The organism is Amycolatopsis sp. NPDC004625 (assembly GCF_040609695.1).
Classification (GTDB): domain Bacteria; phylum Actinomycetota; class Actinomycetes; order Mycobacteriales; family Pseudonocardiaceae; genus Amycolatopsis.
Genome location: NZ_JBEXKX010000015.1, coordinates 86,452 through 103,456, shown reverse-complemented (window position 1 = coordinate 103,456; position 17,005 = coordinate 86,452). Strand labels below are relative to the sequence as shown.

Genomic DNA, 17,005 nt, shown 5'->3' with positions numbered 1-17,005 from the left:
AACCGCGGGTAATTCAATTCCGTGAATTGGGACTCGAACCAATAACGACAGGTAACCGGAGGCGGGCGCGGCCCGACTCACTTCACGGTGCCGCCACCGGGAATCCCCTCCCGGCCGGTTCGACGAACATTCCCCCGGAGGTCTGGATGAGTGTCCACGCTGCCCTCGAGCGGCCGGTTTTCCGCACCACGAGCGGCCGGCACGCCAAGCCCCGCCCCGCGTGGCCGCGGGTCGCCGGCCGGGCAGTCTTCCTGCTCTTCGCCCTGATCTTCGCGGGTCTCACCGTCGCGCTCGGCTGGTCGCCTTTCCTGCTGCTGGTGCCCGCCGCCGCGTTCGTGCTGCTCGTCGCGAGCGTCACGAAACTGCGCACCGCGAGCCGGAAGATCGACACCATCTTCGCCGAAGAACTGTCCGGTAACTGATTTCCCTTCACCGCAGATCGAGCCACATGATGCGCAGGCCGACGTCGCCGGCGGACGGGTGGCGGAACGCGCCCGGCGCCGTCCCGAGGGTCACGAATCCAAGGCTCTCGTACAGCCTGATCGCGGGCAGGTTGACGTCGACGACCGCGTTGAACTGGATCGCCGCGAACCCGCTCCGCCGCGCCCAGGCGATCAGATCGGTCGTCAGGGCCCGTCCCACGCCCGCGCCGCGGGCCTCCTTCGCCACCATCAGGCTGCCGGAGGCGACGTGGCTGCCCGGCCCCGGGCGGTTGGTGTACATGTTCGCCGTGCCCGTCACCCGGTCGCCGTCGAGGGCGACGACGACCCGGGCGGGCGGCCCGAGCAGCCACATCCGCCGTGCGTCCGGCTCGGTCATCGCCGGGTCGTAGGGGAACGTCCGCTGCTCGGTGACGACGTCGTGGACGATCGGCCAGATCCCCGGCCAGTCCGCCGCGCGGGCTTCGCGGATCACCGGTCGCCGGCCACGGCGGCGCACAGCTCGGGCACGACGGTCTCGATGTCGTCCCGCAGCACGAACGTGGCGTCGTCGTCGTACGGTGTCGGGTCGCGGTTGACGATCACCAGCGTCGCGCCGGCCTGGACCGCCAGCGCGCACAGCGACGCCACCGGCTCCACCTGCAGCGAGCTGCCGATGGCCAGGAAGAGCCCGCTCGCCGCGGCGATGTTCCGGGCGTGGCCGAGCACCTCGGCGTCCAGCATCTGTCCGAAGAGGACGACGTCGAGCTGCAGGATCCCGCCGCAGCGCGGGCACGCCGGGTCGTCGTCGCCCGCCGCGAGGATCTCGGGGGTCGGGAACCGCCGCGGGCACCGGGTGCACCGCGTGGTGTGCATGCTCCCGTGCAGTTCGAGGACCTTCCGCGCGGCGAGGCCGGCCCGCTGGTGCAGGCCGTCGACGTTCTGGGTGAGCACCCGCACGGCGACCCCGGCCCCGTCCAGCCCGGCCAGCGCGCGGTGGGCGGCGTTCGGCTCGGCCCGCCAGGCGGCGTGCCCCGCGTAGGTGCGCCAGAACTCCCGGCGCACGGCCGCGTCGGCCATGAAGTTCTTGTGGGTGAACGCATTCACCGCACTCGGTGTGCGCGTCCAGACGCCGTCCGGACCCCGGTAGTCGGGGATCCCGGACGCGGTGGAGATACCCGCGCCGGTCAGCGCAGCGATCCGCGGGGCGCCGCGGATCAGGTCGATGAGCCGGCCGTCCATGTTCCGGAGGGTAACGACCGGCCCGCGGCGGCACGACCGGATTACCGCGCCGGATCGGTGACCAGCAGGGGACGCCGACAGCGCAGCTCGTCCTCGGTGAGGCCGAAGACCGTCAGGAACCGGCCGCCCAGGGGGCTCGCCGGTGGCGGGGTGAGCTCCAAACCCGCTGGTGCCGGGGTTGTCGCACTCCTTACCGGACAGCTCGGAAAGGCGTCCACCGCCGCAGGCTACCGGTCACGCCTTCCGCAGCCGCAGCGCCAAAGCCGGGCACGCCGCGGCCGCGCGGCGGGCCTCCGCCACCAGCTCCGGCGGCACCGGGCCCCGCGCCACCACCGGGTACCCCCACTCGTCGTGGCCCACCAGCTCCGGGAGCAGATCCGCGCACAGGCCGTGCGCGCGGCAGCCGATCGGGTCCACCGTCACCTTCATGCCACACCCGCCGGAACCCGGCACCGGCCGCCGGCCTGGTGCGCGTGGACGTCCGCCTCGAAGGCCCGCAGCGCGCTCGCCGCGAGGCGGGCCGCGCCGTCCGGGTGGGCGCACGCGCCGCGGCCGGTCAGCAGCGGGAGGCGGCGGGCCAGGCGGGGTGCCGCCGGGCCGCCGCGGACCAGGTCCGCGAAGTCCGCCGCGATCGACGGCAGGCCGAACGTGCACGGCCCGCACTGCCGGGCCGACTCCGCCGCCAGGAACGCCAGCACCTTCGCGGTGTACTCCAGCCCGCAGGCCCGCGCCGGGAGCGCGAAGGCCGCCGAAATGCCGGTCAGGCCGCCGTCCAGGTCCGTCGTCCACGACCCGCCGTAACCGCCGGCGAGCACGGCCACGACCGGTTCCGCTTCGCCGCCCGCCGCCGCCAGCACGCCGGCCAGGGACGTTCCGGCGGGCACCTCGACGACGCCGGGCCGCCGGACCGCGCCGGTCACCGTGACCAGGTCGGTCCGGGCCGCGCGGTAGTGGTGCGGGCCGAGCAGGACCACCGACGCCAGCTGCGCCAGTGTGTCCACATTGGACACCAGGGTCGGGCGGCCGCGCACCCCGCGTTCGGCGGGCCGCGGGAGCTTGCCGAGCGGGCGCGCGTCCCCCGACGTCAGGTAGCGCACGAGCGCCGTCTCCTCGCTGGCGACGTACCGGCGCGGGATTTCCGCCACCCGCACCGGCACCCGGTCGTCGCGCTCGGCCAGCGCCGCGGCGACGCCGGGAAGCACCGGGCTGCCCGCGTGCACGCAGAGGACGGCTTCGGCGGCGCCGATGGCGTGCGCGGCGAGTTGCAGGCCGTCGAGCACGAGGTGCGGCGAAAGGCTCAGCAGCGCAACGTCCTTCTGACTGAGCGGATCGCCTTCGCACCCGTTCGCGACGGCGATCGAGCGCTTCGCCCGGGCCGCGCGCAGCTTCACGGCGGTCGGGAAGCCGGCGCCGCCGCGGCCGCGCAGGTCCGCGGCTTCGACGGCCTCGATCAGCCGGTCGCGGCCGTCGTCACCGTGGTAGGCGACCCACGGCACGACGCCGTTGCGGCGCCGGTGCCCGGCCAGGTCGAGCCGGTACGGGGGCAGGATGCTCATCGGGTGCCTCCCAGGGCAGCGGATTTGCGGGCGCGGTAGGCGCCGACGGCGGCCACCGCCAGCACGCACAGCGCGTCGAGGGCGACGATCCAGCCGTAGGCGGAATCGTCTTCGGCCATGCCGAAGCCGTGCACCAGCGCGACCGGCCAGCACAGGTAGGCCAGCCAGTGCAACGCGCGCCAGGCCCGCGGCGGGATGCGGGTGCGCACGAGGCTGGTGACGACGATCGCGAGCAGCAGGTCGATCGCGACGGCGCCGAGCCCGACCCACAGCGGCTGGTAGCCGGCGCCGAACGGGACGACGACGTCGAGCCAGCTCAGCGAGACGTAGCCGTCGAGGATGGCCGACGCGATGTGCGCGGCGAGGAACGCGAGGCTGGTCAGGGCGAGGTTCCGGTGCACGGCGGCGACGGTGAACCGCGGCCACTCGCGGGTGGCGAACCGGCCGGCCCCGAGGGCGCCGAGGACGACGACACCGGTGAAGAGCACCAGCGAAACGAGCCCGGTGGCGCGGCTGAAGTACCACACGGCGGAGCTCATGACGCGGGCCATCCGGGCGTGGTGACGACGTCGCCGCCGACGCCGACGAGCCGCGCGGGCAGGTGTCTGCGTTCGAGCCAGTCCGGTGCCCCGGCGCCGAGGACGATCGCCGCGGTGCTCGCGGTGTTGGCGTCCACAGTGGACTTGGCCGCGACGGTGACGGTGCGCCAGCGCGCTTCGGGCACGTCGCCGGTGCGCGGGTCGACGATGTGGTGCACGGTCCGGCCGTGGCGGCGCCAGCGCCGCCGGGTGGTCCCGGAGGTGGCGAGGGCACCGTTCCGGCGCAGCGCGACGGTGGTGTCGGGCCGCGCAACGGCCTCGGCGTGGTCATCGGCGAGGGCGACCTGCCAGCCGCCGTCGGGAGCGGGCCCGGCGGCGCACAGATCACCCCCGAGGTTGACGAGCACCCCGCACCCGACGACGGCGTGGATCCGGCGGGCGGCCCGATCGGCGGCCAGGGCTTTCGCGGTCGCACCGAGGTCGAGGTGGACGCCACGAGGGAGGACGACGAAGCGGTGGACGGGGTCGAAGAGCACGCGGTGCCAGCCGGGCGCGGGTCCGCCACCGGTCGTCCCGGCGGTACCGAGCACGCCGGGCGGCGCGGCCGCACCCCGCGGGTGGTCCCGCTCCGCCGCGAGCGAGCCGGGAGCGTCCCGATCCTCGGCGACCAGGGCGAAATCCCGGTCGTACCCCAGATCCCGCACCGCCGCGCCGACCGTCGGGTCCACCAGGCCGCCCGTCAGCCGCGCCGCGCGGAAGGCCACGGTCAGCGCCTCCGCCAGCAGCGGCCCCACCCGGACCTGCCGGCCCGCCGCCGCGTGCAGGCGGGAGATCTCCGAGTCCGCGCGGAACCGGCTGCACGCCGCGTCGATCGCGGCCAGCTCCTCCCGCAGCAGCGCGACCGCCGGCGCCAGCCGGGCCGGATCGGTCACCACCAGCTCCGCCGTGGTGCCCAGCGCCGGGAACGCCGTGGTCACGACGCACCCGAACCGGTGTGCGCCGAACCGGAACCCGAACCCAAGCCGCTGTCCGGGGCCTGCAGCTGGTCACCCGAGCCGGTCGAAGACGAATCCGAAGACGTGGACGAAGACGTGGACGTGGACGTGGAGTCGGAGCTCGAAGCCGTGCCCGCCGAAAGGCCGAACCCGATCGCGCCGACCGCGGCCGCGCCCAGCACCGCCGCGGCCGCCGTGGCCAGGGCGGCCTTGTGCCGGCCGTGCTCTCGGCGGGCCGCGCCGCCTGTGCTGAAAGGTTCCATGGGACCGAGTGTCGGCTTCGTTCCTTTGAACGAGCTGGGAGCGACCTGTCAGCTCCCTGACCGGCCATTGTGGACACCTACCAAAGAGGGTTGACACCGGAAAGGCATTAACCCACTCTTTCCGTTGTCCGCCGGAGGTTTCCTGGTGTTCACGAGCCGGACCACGACACGGCACGTCCCGGCCCCCTGTCGTGGACATCATGAGGCGCCCTCACCCGCCACCGTTGGAGGACCCATGATCCGCAAGCGGATCTTCGCCGCGTTCGCCGCCGCCGCCCTGGTCACAGCCGGTGTCGTCACCGCGGCCGTCGTCACCGGAACGGACGAGCTCGGCGCGATCCGGCCGACCGCGTCGGCCGTGCCCGCGTTCGACCACATCGTCCTGGTGATGTTCGAGAACAAGAAGTACTCCTCGATCAACGGCAGTTCCAGCGCGCCCTACTTCAACACCCTCGCTTCGCAGAGCGCGAAGTTCACCAGCTCCTTCGCGATCACCCACCCGAGCCAGCCCAACTACGTCGCCCTCTTCTCCGGCGCGACGCAGGGCGTCACCGACGACACCTGCCCGGCCAACCTCGGCGCGAAGGCCAACCTGGGCCAGCAGCTGATCGGCGCGGGCAAGACGTTCAAGGGCTACTCCGAGGCCATGCCCTCGGACGGCTACACCGGCTGCTCCAGCGGCACCTACCGGCGCAAGCACAACAGCTGGGTCGACTTCTCGAACGTCCCCGCCGCGAGCAACGTCCGGTTCTCGAGCTTCCCGAGCGACTTCACCCAGCTGCCGACCGTCTCGTTCGTCACGCCCGACATGTGCAACGACATGCACGACTGCAGCATCGGCACCGGCGACACCTGGCTGAAGAACCACCTCGACGCCTACGCCCAGTGGGCCAAGACGCACAACAGCCTGCTGATCACCACCTTCGACGAGGACAGCGGCACGTCGGTCAACCAGATCTTCACGACGTTCACCGGCGCCAACGTCAAGGTCGGCAGCTACAGCGAGTCGATCAACCACTACACCGTGCTGCGCACGATCGAGGCGTCCTACGGCCTGCCGGGCATCGGCAACGCCGCGAGCAAGTCGCCGATCCTCGACGTCTGGCAGTAACCGCGTGTACCTGTCCACCATCGGCCGCCGAGAGCATGCTGGGGCGATGTCCCGGCGCAAGCTCTCGGCGGTCGGCGCGAACGTCTTCGCGCTGGGTGCCGTCAGCCTGGTCACCGACGTCTCCTCGGAGATGGTCACCGCGGTGCTGCCGGTGTACCTGGTCCTCGGCCTGCACCTCGGCCCGGCCGCCTACGGCCTGGTCGACGGCCTCTACACCGGTGCGACGGCGGTGCTGCGGATCGTCGGCGGGTACGTCGCCGACCGGATCCGGCGGCGCAAGGTCGTGGCCGGCGCGGGCTACGCACTGTCCGCGGTGGCCAAGCTCGGCCTGGTCGCGGCCGGGGCGTCGGCGGCCGCGATCGGCGCGGTGATCACGCTCGACCGCACCGGCAAGGGCCTGCGGACGGCGCCGCGGGACGCGCTGATCACCCTCTCGGCCCCCGAACCGCTGCTCGGCCGCGCCTTCGGCGTGCACCGCGCGATGGACAGCATGGGCGCCTTCGCCGGTCCGCTGGTCGCGCTCGCCGTGCTGGCCGCGGTGGGGGCGACCGACCCCGAGGCGTTCAACGCCGTGTTCGTCGTCAGCTTCTGCATCGCCGCGATCGGCGTCCTGCTGCTGGTCCTGTTCGTCCGCGACCGCCGGACGCCGAAAGCGGCCGCGACGCCGGTTTCGCCCCGCGCGGCGGCGGCGTTGCTGCGCGGCAGCGGCGTCCGGCGGCTGCTGGTGGCCGCGTGCGTGCTCGGGCTGGCCACGGTCGGCGACGGGTTCGTCTACCTGCTGCTGCAGCACAAGGAGGACATCGCCACCGGCTGGTTCCCGCTGCTCGCGGTGGGGACGAACCTCAGCTACCTGCTGCTCGCCGCGCCGCTGGGCGCGCTCGCCGACCGGGTCGGGCGGCTGCCGGTGGTGCTCGGCGGCTACGGCGCATTGGCGCTGGTCTACCTGCTGCTGGCCGGGCCGGTGTCCGGCTGGCCGCTGTTCGTCCTCGCGCTCGCGTTGTACGGCGCGTTCTACGCGGCGACCGACGGGGTCCTGATGGCCCTGGCCGGCCCGCTGCTGCCGGAGTCGTTGCGCACCACGGGGATCTCGCTCGTGCAGACCGCGCAGGCGCTCGCCTACTTCGCCTCGTCCGTCCTCTTCGGACTGGCGTGGCAGTTCTGGGGCGCGGACCGCGCGATCGTCGTCGCGGCGGGCGGGGCCGTGGTCGCGATCGCCGTTACGTTCGCGGTGCTCGCCCCGCGGAAGGCGACAGCGTGAAGACCCGGATCCTCGTCGCCGTCGCCGGGGTGCTCGTGCTGGCCGGGGCGGCGGTCGCCTACGTCGGGTTCGCCGGCGCGCGCAACCACGACGTCGCCACGACCGGCGCGGTCAGCCTCGCCCCCGGCCCGCGGCTGCTCTTCCGCAGCACCGCCGACGCCGACCGCGGGCACATTGCCACGGTCTCCGCCGGCGACCCCGGCGGCCCGCGGACGGTGTCGCCGCTGTCCTGCACGCGCGTGTACGCCGCCGGCGGCACCGGGCTCTGCCTGCGCCAGGACGGCGACCTGACCACCTACCAGCTGGCGGTGCTCGACCGCGGGCTGGCCGTGCAGCGGGAGATCCCGCTGGTCGGGCTGCCGAACCGGGCGCGGGTGTCGGCGAGCGGCCGGATGCTCGCGTGGACGGTGTTCGTCACCGGCGATTCGTACAACGGCGGCCTGTTCTCCACCCGCGCCGGCATCCTCGACACGGCCACCGGCGACCTCGCGGGCACGCTGGAGGACTACGCGGTGACCGTCGACGGCCGGCCGTACCAGGCCACCGACCTCAACTTCTGGGGCGTCACGTTCACCCGCGACGACCGCAGTTTCTACGCGACGATGTCGACCGCCGGCCACCGCTACCTGGTGGCGGGCGACTTCGCCGCCCACACCGTGCGCACGCTGCGCGAGAACGTCGAGTGCCCGTCGCTGTCGCCGGACGGGACGCGGGTGGCGTTCAAGTCCGCCGTGGACGGTGACCCGGCGCGCGGCTGGCGGCTGGCCGTCCTGGACCTGGCGGCGTCGAGGGTGACGCCGCTCGCCGAGACCCGCAGCGTCGACGACCAGCCGGCCTGGCTGGACGACCACACGATCGGCTACGGCGTCCCCCGCGGCCCCGGCCACGCGGACGTCTGGTCGGTCCCGGCCGACGGCTCGGGCGCGCCCAAGGTGCTGGTTCCGGAGGCCGAGTCCCCCGCCGCGCTGGGCGGGTGACGTCAGTCCAGCCGGCGCAGGCCGTCGAGGATCCGGCGCATCAGGTCGGTGTCCGGGGGCGCGAAGGCGAACCGCGGCGCCGGGGCCCCCGCCGTCGCCGGGCGTGGTGGCGGCAGTGAGCCGACCACGCGCAACGGCAGGCTGTCCAGGAGAGGCTGGCGCCGGGTCTGCGCCGGGATCGGCAGCGTCGGCAGCGCGACCGTGCCCGCTTCGGCCAGCTGCCTCGCGGCCTTCTCCCGGCGCAGGCGCGTCTGGATGCCGGCCACGGTGAAGTCCGGCTCGGGATCGGGTTCGGCCGGCGGACGCCGCCGGCGCGGCCGCCGTTCCAGGGCGATCGCCCACGCGGTGGCGGCGAGGACGGGCACCAGCAGCCCGGCCACGATGGCGAGGCCCGGCAGGTCGGCGGCCATCAGGGGGCCCCGGGCGCGGGTAGCAGCATGACGTTCACTTCCGGACGGACGGTTCTTCCGCAGCATGGCCGACACCTGGTTATTCGGGTTTAACGAATTTTCACGGACCCCGCCGCCCATCATGAATGACGGGCAACGCTCCCGCAAGCGGCCGAAAGGGGTCGACCGTCCGGACGGCAAAACGGCAGGTCAGCACGGGTTTGGCGGCAGGGTGGACCGGGCCCGTCACTGAGTAGTACGGCCCGCGGTTCGATTCGGTTCACCCGCGTTTTCGTACGATTCGCGCACCCCGCGACCGGGGTGGCGGGCAATCCCGCCCCTCGCCCGCCACCCGGTCGACGGCGCTCGACGATCAGCCCAGCGAGCAGGTGCGCGCCAGCTCGGCCGGGGTCGCCCCGGCGGGGCGGGCGATCGTCGCCGAGGCCGGCGGGCGGACGCCGCGCAGCCAGCCGCCGAGGGCGTCGAACGCCGTCCGGAAGCACGGGCCCAGCGGGCGCAGCCGGTCCGGGTAGGCGTCGACCAAGCCGTCCACGTGGTTGCCGCCTTCGACGCGGTAGTACCGGTGCAGCGCCCCGCGGCCCGCAGCCGTGATCATCCGGTCGTAGACGTCGGAGTCGCGGGTGATCGGCAGCAGCGTGTCGAGCGTGCCGTGCAGCGTCAGCAGCGGCTTGCCGATCCGCCCGGTCAGCGAGATCCGCTCCACCGCCCGCGCCACCGGCGCCGGCCGCGAAGAGTACGCGTAGTCCGCGTCGCAAGCCGGCGTTCCCGGGGCGCAGAACGGCGTCCCCGCCTGGACCGCGCCGTCGAACGACGGATCGACCTCCTCACGGTAGATCCGCTGGGTCAGGTCCCAGTAGACGCGGTAGTGGTAGTCCCACAGGAACTCCGACCCCGGCGCGAACCCGGCGTCCAAAATGGACTGGTGCGCCGCTTCCGAACCCGCGGCGTACGCCGGGTACGCGCGCAACGCCGGTGGCAGGAACGTGAGCAGGTTCGGCCCGTCGGGCCGCCACAGCGTCCCCTCCCAGTCGACACCGCCGTCGTAGAGCCACGGCCGGTTCTCCAGCTGCCACCGCACGAGGTACCCGCCGTTGGACAGCCCGGCCGCGAGGGTCCTGGTGACCGGACGGCCGTAGTGCCGGGCCGCGGCCGCGCGGGCGGCCAGCGTCAGCTGCGTGACGCGGGAGTTCCACTCCGCCAGCGCGTCACCCGGCCGGACGCCGTCGGTGTAGAAGGCCGCGCCGGTGTTGCCCTTGTCGGTCGCGGCGAACGCGTAGCCCGCCGCCAGCGCCTGGTCGCCGATCGCGCGGTCGTTGGCGTACTGGCGCCGGACGCCGGGCGAGCCGGAGACGACCAGGCCGCCGTTCCACCGGTCCGGCAGGCGCAGCACGAACTGCGCGTCGTGGTTCCAGCCGTGGTTGGTGTTCGCCGTCGACGTGTCCGGGAAGTAGCCGTCGACCTGCACGCCGGGCACGGCACCGAACGTGGGCAACCCCGCCGACGTCAGGCCGGCCCAGTCGGCCTCGACGGTGTGCCCGGACGCGACGGTCCCGGTCGTCGTCAGGTCGTCCAGGCACGCGGCGATCTGCTGCTGTGCGCCGGGCACGGGCGCCGAGCAGCGCCCGGCCGAAGCCGACGCCGACGCGGGCAGCGCCGCCGCGAGCGCTCCCGCGAGAACCAAAGCCAGCCAACTCCGCACGGTCCACCTCCGCCTCTTCCGATGCACGAACCCAAGCGCGCGCACCGGGCGGATGCCATCCCGCCCGCCACCACTAATCGCCGGGACGATGTGGTGGGCGGCCACATGGTTCCGGCGGCGGGGCGGATTTAGCGTCGCTGGGGACCCTCTCAACGACGAGAAGGAACTCATCATGCGCAAACTCGCCTTCGCCGGCCTCGCCGCGATCACCGCCGCCGTGCTCACCACCGTCGGGGTGGCCGCCGCGGATCCGCCGCCGTCGTCCCTGGTGCAGACCACGTCCTTCGGCGCCAACCCCGGGGCGCTGGCGATGTACAGCTACACCCCGGCCGGGCTGGAAACCGGCCGTCCGGTGGTCGTCGCCCTGCACGGGTGCACGCAGAGCGCGGCGGACTACCACGCCCACTCGGGCTGGCCGGAGCTGGCCGACCGCTGGCGGTTCGAGGTCGTGTTCCCGCAGCAGTCGACGGCCAACAACTCGCTGAAGTGCTTCAACTGGTTCTCCACCGCCGACGACACCCGGGGCAACGGCGAAGCCGCGTCCGTCAGGTCCATGGTGGACAAGGCGATCGCCGACCACGGCTCGGACCGCTCCCGGGTGTTCGTCACCGGGCTGTCGGCCGGCGGCGGCATGACTGCCGACCTGCTCGCCGCCTACCCGGACGTCTTCGCCGGCGGCGGGATCGACGCGGGGCTGCCCGCCCAGTGCGCCACGAGCGTCACCGAGGCGACGAACTGCCAGCAGAACGACCAGCACCTGACGCCGGCGCAGTGGGCGTCGAAGGTCAAGGCGCAGTACCCCGGCTACGGCGGCCCGTGGCCGCGCGTCGCGATCTGGCAGGGCACGGGCGACTACACGGTCTACCCGGTCAACGGCACCGAGCTGCGCGACCAGTGGACGGCGGTGCACGGCTTGTCCCCAACGCCGACGAGCACCCAGTCGTTGCCCGGCGGCACGACCTTGACGAACTACGGCGACCAGGTCCAGCTGTATTCGATCGCGGGCATGGGCCACGGCACGGCGGTCGACCCGGGCACGGGCACGACGCAGTGCGGCAGCACCGGCGCGTACTTCCTGGCCGGCATCTGCTCCAGCTACTACACGGGCGTGTTCTTCGGACTGGACAAGGGATCGGGCCCCACCACGACGGCCACCACTCCACCGCCGACGTCGACCACCACTCCCTCGGGAACCTGCGTGAGCGCGTCCAACTACGCCCACACGCAGGCGGGGCGAGCGCACCAGAGCGCGGGCCAGACCTACGCGAACGGGTCGAACCAGGCCATGGGGCTGTGGAACACGTTCACCGTGCACGCCCTGCGCGAGACGTCCCCGGGTTACTGGGTGCTCGCCGACGGTCAGTGCTAGGACCCTCGATCCGGTGGCTGGCTCCGTGGTCCGGGCCTGGTCCGCACTTGGTTCGAAACCGGTCGTTGCCCTGGTGACCCCGGGCAACGACCGGGAATCGTTCCTCCCGGCCGGAAAACAACCACGGGAGGAACAGCATGATCGGACACCGATGGCGGACCGGCGCGACAGTGGTCGCGGCCACCGCGGCCGCACTGCTCGGGTTCGCGTCTGGCAGCCACGCCACGACCCTCGACGACAGCCGGTACTGCGGCACGCGCAACTGGTCCGAGAACCCGCCGGGGCTGACGGTCTACCACGACTTCGTGTCGCGGGCGAACAAGTACGTCGGCTCCACCCTCTACGGCGTCTACGTCTGGGATGACACCACCTACGGCGGACTCCCCTTCCCGGCCACGTCCCGGTCGACGCACTACTGCTCGCCGTTCTGACCCGCACCGGGGGTTGTCCTAGAGGAAGATCCGCATCGGGTTGAGGGCGTCGAAGGCGGTCGGCTCGGCCAGGCGGCCGAGCCGCACCGGCACGTCGTAGAGCCGGCCGGGGGCGAACCGCGCCCAGAACCCGCGCAGGCCCGGCACGATCACCTTCACCACCGGCAGGCCGATGTCGGGCCGCGTCTGGTCGAGCACGAACACCTCCAGCCCGGCGGCTTCGAGCCTGGCCTGCACCAGTTTCACGTCCGCCAGCAGGTCGGGCGCGGAAAGGTCGTCGTGCCGGACCCCGGGAGCCGGGTCCGGTACCAGGTACGGCTGGTTGGCCACGGTCGCGTCCCGCAGCCACCGGACCGCGTCCGGGTCGCCGCCGCCGTCCCAGCCGTCGAGGACGGCGGGCATCATCTGGTTCAGCTCGGTCAGCGCGCGCCGCAGCGCGACGGCCGGGTCGAGGTGGGCGCCGAAGCCCAGCATGATCGCCTCGCGGGGGCCGCCGGTCTGCCGGGACAGCGCGACGAAAACGGGCACCCCGAGGTCGGCCGTGACGTCGAGGACCCAGAGCTCGCGGCCCAGTTCGGCGTACGCCCGCCGCAGCTCGGCGATCCAGGGGTCGCCGGAGGCGTCCAGGTCGACGGCCGGGTGCCGCGTGCGGTTGTACCACCACAGCGCGACGGCGTCGCGTTCGACGACCTCGAGCATTCCCTGCAGTACGGCGTCTTCCAAGGTGCTGCCCGCGGCGTTGCCGTTCGAGTCGGGGAACAGCGACGGCGGCCCGGACGCGCCGAAGTACAGCAGCGCGGTGGGGAACAGCCGGTGCTCGCCGTGGGTGAGCGACCACACCGGCGTCCAGTCCAGCTCGGCGTCCTCGTCGAACGGGTCGCAGACGAACTGGAAGGGCCCGTGGCTCGCGTTGCCGCGCGCCCGGTCGGCGAACTGGCGTTCGTGGAAGAGCTGGCACGTGTCCGGGTGCACGGCTTTGCCGCCCAGCGAACGGAAACTGGCGCGCACGCGCTCTTCGTCACCGTCGTGGTGACCGCTGTGCCGTTCGAGGGCCTCGCACAGCGCGCCGACCTCGGCCTGGAGCGGCGTGACGCCCTTGCCGCCGTTCTCGCTCCGCAACGCCGTGCGCAGCCGCATCGCGCCGCGGCGGCCCAGCGCGATGTTCGGCCCGGACCGGAACGAGCTGAACAGCGCCGGGCCGCGCGTGTCGCGGCGCAGTTCCTTGACGACCCCGGTCAGCGGGCTGACCAGGTGCCGGTAGGTGTCCAGGACCTGCTCCGGCGGCAGCGCCCGGTGGCCGCCGCCGTCGGTGACCGACTTGGGCCGTGACTCGAACACGACGGGCCGGCGCGTCCGTTCGCGCACCAGCTCCGGGTTTCCGCACGACGGGCACTGCGGCCGGGCGCGCACCTCGTGCCGTTCGCCGGTGAGGTCGCGGCTGTCGAACGTCCACAGTGCACGTTGCCCCGGATACCGCTGCCCGGCCAGCCACTTGGCGGCTTCGAGCGCGACGAGGTTGAGCGCGACGGCGGTCAGCGGTGTGAACGCGACTTCCGGGCGGGGCAACGGGCCGGGCCGGCCCAGCGCGTCCCGGACGTGGGCTTCGGCGGGCCGGTTGCCCCACAGCCGGGCGGCCAGGCAGTGCCGGCACGGGCCGTCGCCGGGGGTGAAGAACGGGCCGATCCACACCCGCGCCCCGAGCGGTTTGGCGAGCAGCCACGGCCGTCCGGACGCGCGGTGTTCGGCGTCCACTTCGGACAGACGCTCGTCGAGGTAGTCGTGGCACAGCACGACGGACAGGTCGGCGTCTTCGGCCACGGTGAGCCCGGCTGCGCGCAGCGCGCCGGCGGCCGCGGCGTCGCCGCCGACCAGCGCGACCCGGCCGTGCGCCGGTTCGCCGCCCACGGCGTCCCAGTAGGCCAGTTCGGGGGTGGCCGCCGCCGGGCGCAGGCCGATCAGCCCGGCTGCGGCGAGCCGGGTGAGCACGCCGGAAGCCTCGTCGGGCGGGACGTCGGCGGGCAGGTCACGGCGCAGGGCGGCGAAGTCCCTGGTGCCGTCCAGCAACGGAACCAGGGACTCCAGGTGCGGCCCGCTCAGCGCGGTGGCACCGTCTTCGGAGAGGACGTAGACCGCATCACCGGGCACCACCGCGGTGCTGAGGTGCCGCTTGAACCCGACGACGGGTGGCGACGGTTCGGGCGGGTCGGTCACCCGGCGGCCGGCGCCAGGCAGGGACTGACCGACCCGAGCACCGGCCCGGCCGGGCGGGCCACGCACAGCTGCACCGGCGCGGACACGATCGCCGGGCCGTCCAGCCGGTCGATCGCCGGCTCGGGCCCGTCGGCCGGGCCGGGCCCGAAGGCCGCCGTCAGCGCGTTCTCGAAGTCCTGCACGAGACCCCCTCCAGGTCGTTCCCTGGCCCCGCTAGGCCTGGGCGAGCACCGGCTCGGCCCGGCAGAAGCAGGTGCCGACCGGCTCGGCCCGGCAGACGGTCGCCAGGACCGCGGCGGCCGGTTCGGCCCGGCAGAGGCAGACGGTCGCCATGACCGGCTCGGTGTGGTCCGCACGGCAGAAGCAGGCGCTCGCCGGTGCGGCCTCGGCGCGGGTGACACAGGTCGACGCCCGGACCGCCGCCGAGCCGGGCAGCCGCCCGTCGAGCTGGTCGATCGTCAGAGCGGGCGGTTCGGCCCGGTCCACCCCGAACGCAGCCGCGAGCGCGTTTTCGAATTCCTTCACGAGACCCCCTCGGTGTTGGTATCCGTCAACTCCCACCGTGCCGAATCCGGCCGGGGTTCCGCTAGGGCCGGGCGGGGGTACTTGCCGGGCCCGCGGGGGCGCCCCCCGTTTTCCACGCTACCGGAGACCACCGACAAAAACGGAGGTCACCGCGGCGCACCGAGCCGGTGCAACCGCAGCGCCAGCTGGATTTCCAGCGCGCGGTCCGGCCCCTGCCAGTCCTCGCCCAGCAGCGACGCCACCCGCTCCAGCCGCTGCACCACCGTGTTCACGTGGACGTGCAGCACGTCCTTCGTCCGCGCCAGCTGCGCGCCGTTCGCGAAGTACGCCCGCAGCGTCGCGACCAGCTCGGTGCCGCGACGCTCGTCGTAGTCCAGGACCGGTCCGAGCGTCCGGCGGACGAACGCGTCCAGGTCCGCGCGGTCGCCGAGGAGCTGGCCGAGGAACCCCAGGCCCGCCATCGCCGCGCCTTCGCCCGTCCGGCCGAGCGCCAGCAGCGCCCGGACGCAGCGCGCCGCCTCCCCGTGGGCGTCCGCGATCGCCGACGGGCCGCCCGCCGGGCCCGCCGCGCCCACCGTCACCGGGCGGCCGGTGACCGAACCGAGGTCGGCCGCGACGCGCCGGGCCAGCTCGTCCGGGTCGCCCGCCGCGAGCAGCACGACCTCCTCCGCGTGCACCCCGACCAGCGTCGCGTGCCGGGCGGCCGCGCTCGCCACGCGCCGCCGCGAGCCGCCGTCCGCGTGGGCGACCAGGACCGCGTGCGGCGCCGAAAGGTCGATCCCCAGCCGGCGGCCGCGGGCCAGCAGCGCCCGCGGGTTGCGGTCCGGGGCGGTGAGCAGGTCGGTCAGCAGCTCGCCGCGGACCTCGTCCTCCGCGCGCACCACCGACCGCCGCAGCATCAGCAGCAACGCCGTCACGACGCCGGCGCGTTCGAACAGCCGCCGGTCGGGATCGCTGAGCCCGGCGCGGCCCGCCAGCACGAGGCTGCCGAGCAGTTCCGGGCCGGCCTGCACCGCGCACACCCAGCTGTCCTTTGTGGACACAGCGCGCCCGGACGCGCGGGCCGCGGCGAGCGCGTCGGCGTCGAGCGGCACCGGAGCCGACGAGCTCGCCAGGAGCGTGCCGTCGGCGTCGTACACCGTGAGATCGCCGTGCAGCACACCGGCGACGGCGTCGGCGACGTCCGGCAGGTCGCCCCCGCGCAGCACGAGGTCGGTCAGCCGGTCGTGGGCGTCTTCGGCGCGTTCCATCGTCGCGTTGGCTTCGTTGAGCTCGGCCACCGCGCGCCGGGTCTGGTCGAGCAGGTTCGCGCTGTCCAGCGCGATCGCCGCGTGGTCGGCCAGCGACGACAGCAGCGCCACCTCGTCGGCGGAGAACTCCCGCGCGGCGCGGTCGGAGGCGAACAGCACGCCGAGCACCTTCGGGCCGATGGCCAGCGGGACGCCGAGGATCGCGGTCAGGCCCTCGTCCTGCACGCCGGAGTCGATGTGCCGGGTGTGCTTGAACCGTTCGTCGGTGAAGTAGTCGGAAGTCGCGTACGGCCGCGCGGTCTGCGCGACCAGCCCGCCGAGGCCCTCCCCCAGGCCGAGCACGATCTGCTGGAACTCCGCCGACACCGAGCCGTCGCTGACCCGGATGTAGGTCTTGCCCTCGGCCTCGTTGTTCAGGCTCAGGTAGGAGACGTCGACGCCGAGCAGCGCCCGCGCCCGCCGGACGATCGAGCGCAGCACGGTGTCCGGGTCGGACAGCGCGGCGAGCTCGCTCGCGGTCTCGAACAACGCCGTGAGCTGGGCTTCGCGCCGCCGGTGCTCGGCCAGGGTTTCGCGGATCCGCAGGGCCAGCTCGCCCGCGCTGGCCAGCGCGGCCAGGTCGGCCGGGCCGAGCGTGCCCCCGGCCCGGGCCGCCACGACGACGTGCGCCAGCTGCTCGGTGCTCGCCCCGGAGGCGAGCAGGTCGAGCAGCCGGCGCAGCGCGTCCGAGGGTGCGGTCACGGCGGTCAT

General features: G+C 73.8%; 19 protein-coding genes. 6 read left to right on the top strand and 13 right to left on the bottom strand.

What is annotated here, in order from left to right; all coding sequences use genetic code 11:
• The first annotated feature begins 146 nt into the window (after window positions 1–146).
• Complete coding sequence (locus tag ABZW17_RS19220; protein ID WP_354815367.1) at window positions 147–422, top strand: hypothetical protein; 276 nt, start codon at window positions 147–149, stop codon at window positions 420–422.
• A gap of 7 nt (window positions 423–429) precedes the next feature.
• Here ABZW17_RS19220 and ABZW17_RS19215 read toward each other — a convergent pair whose 3' ends face one another.
• The 7 genes from ABZW17_RS19215 to ABZW17_RS19185 all read right to left on the bottom strand — a co-directional run bounded on the left by ABZW17_RS19215 (window position 430) and on the right by ABZW17_RS19185 (window position 5,014).
• Window positions 430–915, bottom strand: a complete 486-nt coding sequence (locus ABZW17_RS19215) for a GNAT family N-acetyltransferase (RefSeq protein ID WP_354815364.1) — start codon at window positions 913–915, stop codon at window positions 430–432.
• On the bottom strand, window positions 912–1,661 hold the full coding sequence (locus ABZW17_RS19210) for a Sir2 family NAD-dependent protein deacetylase (protein ID WP_354815361.1): 750 nt from the start codon (window positions 1,659–1,661) through the stop codon (window positions 912–914). The genes ABZW17_RS19215 and ABZW17_RS19210 overlap by 4 nt, the downstream gene beginning before the upstream one ends.
• 234 nt (window positions 1,662–1,895) lie before the next feature.
• Window positions 1,896–2,090, bottom strand: coding sequence for a ferredoxin (locus ABZW17_RS19205; protein WP_354815358.1), 195 nt, complete (start codon window positions 2,088–2,090; stop codon window positions 1,896–1,898).
• Window positions 2,087–3,217, bottom strand: a complete 1,131-nt coding sequence (locus ABZW17_RS19200; protein ID WP_354815355.1) for an NADH-ubiquinone oxidoreductase-F iron-sulfur binding region domain-containing protein — start codon at window positions 3,215–3,217, stop codon at window positions 2,087–2,089. Before ABZW17_RS19200 ends, ABZW17_RS19205 begins: the two co-directional genes overlap by 4 nt.
• Window positions 3,214–3,756, bottom strand: coding sequence for a ferric reductase-like transmembrane domain-containing protein (locus ABZW17_RS19195; RefSeq protein WP_354815353.1), 543 nt, complete (start codon window positions 3,754–3,756; stop codon window positions 3,214–3,216). Before ABZW17_RS19195 ends, ABZW17_RS19200 begins: the two co-directional genes overlap by 4 nt.
• Complete coding sequence (locus tag ABZW17_RS19190; RefSeq protein ID WP_354815350.1) at window positions 3,753–4,733, bottom strand: FAD:protein FMN transferase; 981 nt, start codon at window positions 4,731–4,733, stop codon at window positions 3,753–3,755. The genes ABZW17_RS19195 and ABZW17_RS19190 overlap by 4 nt, the downstream gene beginning before the upstream one ends.
• Window positions 4,730–5,014, bottom strand: coding sequence for a hypothetical protein (locus ABZW17_RS19185; RefSeq protein WP_354815347.1), 285 nt, complete (start codon window positions 5,012–5,014; stop codon window positions 4,730–4,732). Before ABZW17_RS19185 ends, ABZW17_RS19190 begins: the two co-directional genes overlap by 4 nt.
• Before the next feature lie 235 nt (window positions 5,015–5,249).
• On the opposite strand from ABZW17_RS19185, the gene ABZW17_RS19180 reads away from it, so the two are divergent.
• Genes ABZW17_RS19180 through ABZW17_RS19170 form a run of 3 tightly spaced genes read left to right on the top strand, consistent with a single transcriptional unit; the run spans window position 5,250 to window position 8,360 of the window.
• Window positions 5,250–6,125: an alkaline phosphatase family protein gene (locus ABZW17_RS19180; RefSeq protein WP_354815344.1), complete on the top strand. Its 876-nt coding sequence runs from the start codon at window positions 5,250–5,252 to the stop codon at window positions 6,123–6,125.
• 46 nt (window positions 6,126–6,171) lie between these two features.
• Window positions 6,172–7,383, top strand: a complete 1,212-nt coding sequence (locus tag ABZW17_RS19175) for an MFS transporter (RefSeq protein WP_354815341.1) — start codon at window positions 6,172–6,174, stop codon at window positions 7,381–7,383.
• Entirely contained in the window at window positions 7,380–8,360 is a 981-nt protein-coding gene (locus tag ABZW17_RS19170; protein ID WP_354815338.1) for a hypothetical protein, read from the top strand. Before ABZW17_RS19175 ends, ABZW17_RS19170 begins: the two co-directional genes overlap by 4 nt.
• A 2-nt stretch (window positions 8,361–8,362) precedes the next feature.
• Here ABZW17_RS19170 and ABZW17_RS19165 read toward each other — a convergent pair whose 3' ends face one another.
• Together ABZW17_RS19165 and ABZW17_RS19160 are read right to left on the bottom strand one after the other, a co-directional pair.
• Window positions 8,363–8,770 carry a hypothetical protein gene (locus tag ABZW17_RS19165; protein ID WP_354815335.1) on the bottom strand — a complete coding sequence of 136 codons (408 nt, stop codon included), beginning with the start codon at window positions 8,768–8,770 and terminating at the stop codon, window positions 8,363–8,365.
• Between the two features lie 352 nt (window positions 8,771–9,122).
• Complete coding sequence (locus tag ABZW17_RS19160; RefSeq protein WP_354815688.1) at window positions 9,123–10,451, bottom strand: tannase/feruloyl esterase family alpha/beta hydrolase; 1,329 nt, start codon at window positions 10,449–10,451, stop codon at window positions 9,123–9,125.
• Between the two features lie 190 nt (window positions 10,452–10,641).
• Here ABZW17_RS19160 and ABZW17_RS19155 point away from each other — a divergent pair, with 190 nt between their 5' ends.
• Window positions 10,642–11,838, top strand: a complete 1,197-nt coding sequence (locus ABZW17_RS19155; RefSeq protein ID WP_354815332.1) for a PHB depolymerase family esterase — start codon at window positions 10,642–10,644, stop codon at window positions 11,836–11,838.
• A 137-nt stretch (window positions 11,839–11,975) separates the two neighbouring features.
• Window positions 11,976–12,269 carry a hypothetical protein gene (locus ABZW17_RS19150; protein ID WP_354815329.1) on the top strand — a complete coding sequence of 98 codons (294 nt, stop codon included), beginning with the start codon at window positions 11,976–11,978 and terminating at the stop codon, window positions 12,267–12,269.
• Between the two features lie 18 nt (window positions 12,270–12,287).
• Here the strand turns inward: ABZW17_RS19150 and ABZW17_RS19145 are convergent, their stop codons facing one another.
• The 4 genes from ABZW17_RS19145 to ABZW17_RS19130 all read right to left on the bottom strand — a co-directional run bounded on the left by ABZW17_RS19145 (window position 12,288) and on the right by ABZW17_RS19130 (window position 17,005).
• The gene (locus ABZW17_RS19145; RefSeq protein WP_354815326.1) at window positions 12,288–14,480 is read right to left on the bottom strand and encodes a TOMM precursor leader peptide-binding protein; all 2,193 of its coding nucleotides are present in this window, start codon (window positions 14,478–14,480) and stop codon (window positions 12,288–12,290) included.
• A complete protein-coding gene (locus ABZW17_RS19140) occupies window positions 14,477–14,662 on the bottom strand; it encodes a hypothetical protein (protein ID WP_354815323.1) in 186 nt (61 codons plus the stop codon). The genes ABZW17_RS19145 and ABZW17_RS19140 overlap by 4 nt, the downstream gene beginning before the upstream one ends.
• Window positions 14,663–14,693: 31 nt before the next feature.
• The gene (locus tag ABZW17_RS19135) at window positions 14,694–15,005 is read right to left on the bottom strand and encodes a hypothetical protein (RefSeq protein WP_354815320.1); all 312 of its coding nucleotides are present in this window, start codon (window positions 15,003–15,005) and stop codon (window positions 14,694–14,696) included.
• 146 nt (window positions 15,006–15,151) lie between these two features.
• Window positions 15,152–17,005: a GAF domain-containing protein gene (locus tag ABZW17_RS19130; RefSeq protein WP_354815317.1), complete on the bottom strand. Its 1,854-nt coding sequence runs from the start codon at window positions 17,003–17,005 to the stop codon at window positions 15,152–15,154.

Excerpts from the sequence above, each read along its gene's own strand:
- ABZW17_RS19210 (WP_354815361.1), bottom strand. The coding sequence starts at position 1,661 with ATGGACGGCCGGCTCATCGACCTGATCCGCGGCGCCCCGCGGATCGCT.
- ABZW17_RS19130 (WP_354815317.1), bottom strand. The coding sequence starts at position 17,005 with ATGACCGCCGTGACCGCACCCTCGGACGCGCTGCGCCGGCTGCTCGAC.
- ABZW17_RS19185 (WP_354815347.1), bottom strand. The coding sequence starts at position 5,014 with ATGGAACCTTTCAGCACAGGCGGCGCGGCCCGCCGAGAGCACGGCCGG.
- ABZW17_RS19200 (WP_354815355.1), bottom strand. The coding sequence starts at position 3,217 with ATGAGCATCCTGCCCCCGTACCGGCTCGACCTGGCCGGGCACCGGCGC.
- ABZW17_RS19220 (WP_354815367.1), top strand. The coding sequence starts at position 147 with ATGAGTGTCCACGCTGCCCTCGAGCGGCCGGTTTTCCGCACCACGAGC.
- ABZW17_RS19150 (WP_354815329.1), top strand. The coding sequence starts at position 11,976 with ATGATCGGACACCGATGGCGGACCGGCGCGACAGTGGTCGCGGCCACC.
- ABZW17_RS19155 (WP_354815332.1), top strand. The coding sequence starts at position 10,642 with ATGCGCAAACTCGCCTTCGCCGGCCTCGCCGCGATCACCGCCGCCGTG.
- ABZW17_RS19175 (WP_354815341.1), top strand. The coding sequence starts at position 6,172 with ATGTCCCGGCGCAAGCTCTCGGCGGTCGGCGCGAACGTCTTCGCGCTG.
- ABZW17_RS19165 (WP_354815335.1), bottom strand. The coding sequence starts at position 8,770 with ATGGCCGCCGACCTGCCGGGCCTCGCCATCGTGGCCGGGCTGCTGGTG.
- ABZW17_RS19205 (WP_354815358.1), bottom strand. The coding sequence starts at position 2,090 with ATGAAGGTGACGGTGGACCCGATCGGCTGCCGCGCGCACGGCCTGTGC.
- ABZW17_RS19180 (WP_354815344.1), top strand. The coding sequence starts at position 5,250 with ATGATCCGCAAGCGGATCTTCGCCGCGTTCGCCGCCGCCGCCCTGGTC.
- ABZW17_RS19195 (WP_354815353.1), bottom strand. The coding sequence starts at position 3,756 with ATGAGCTCCGCCGTGTGGTACTTCAGCCGCGCCACCGGGCTCGTTTCG.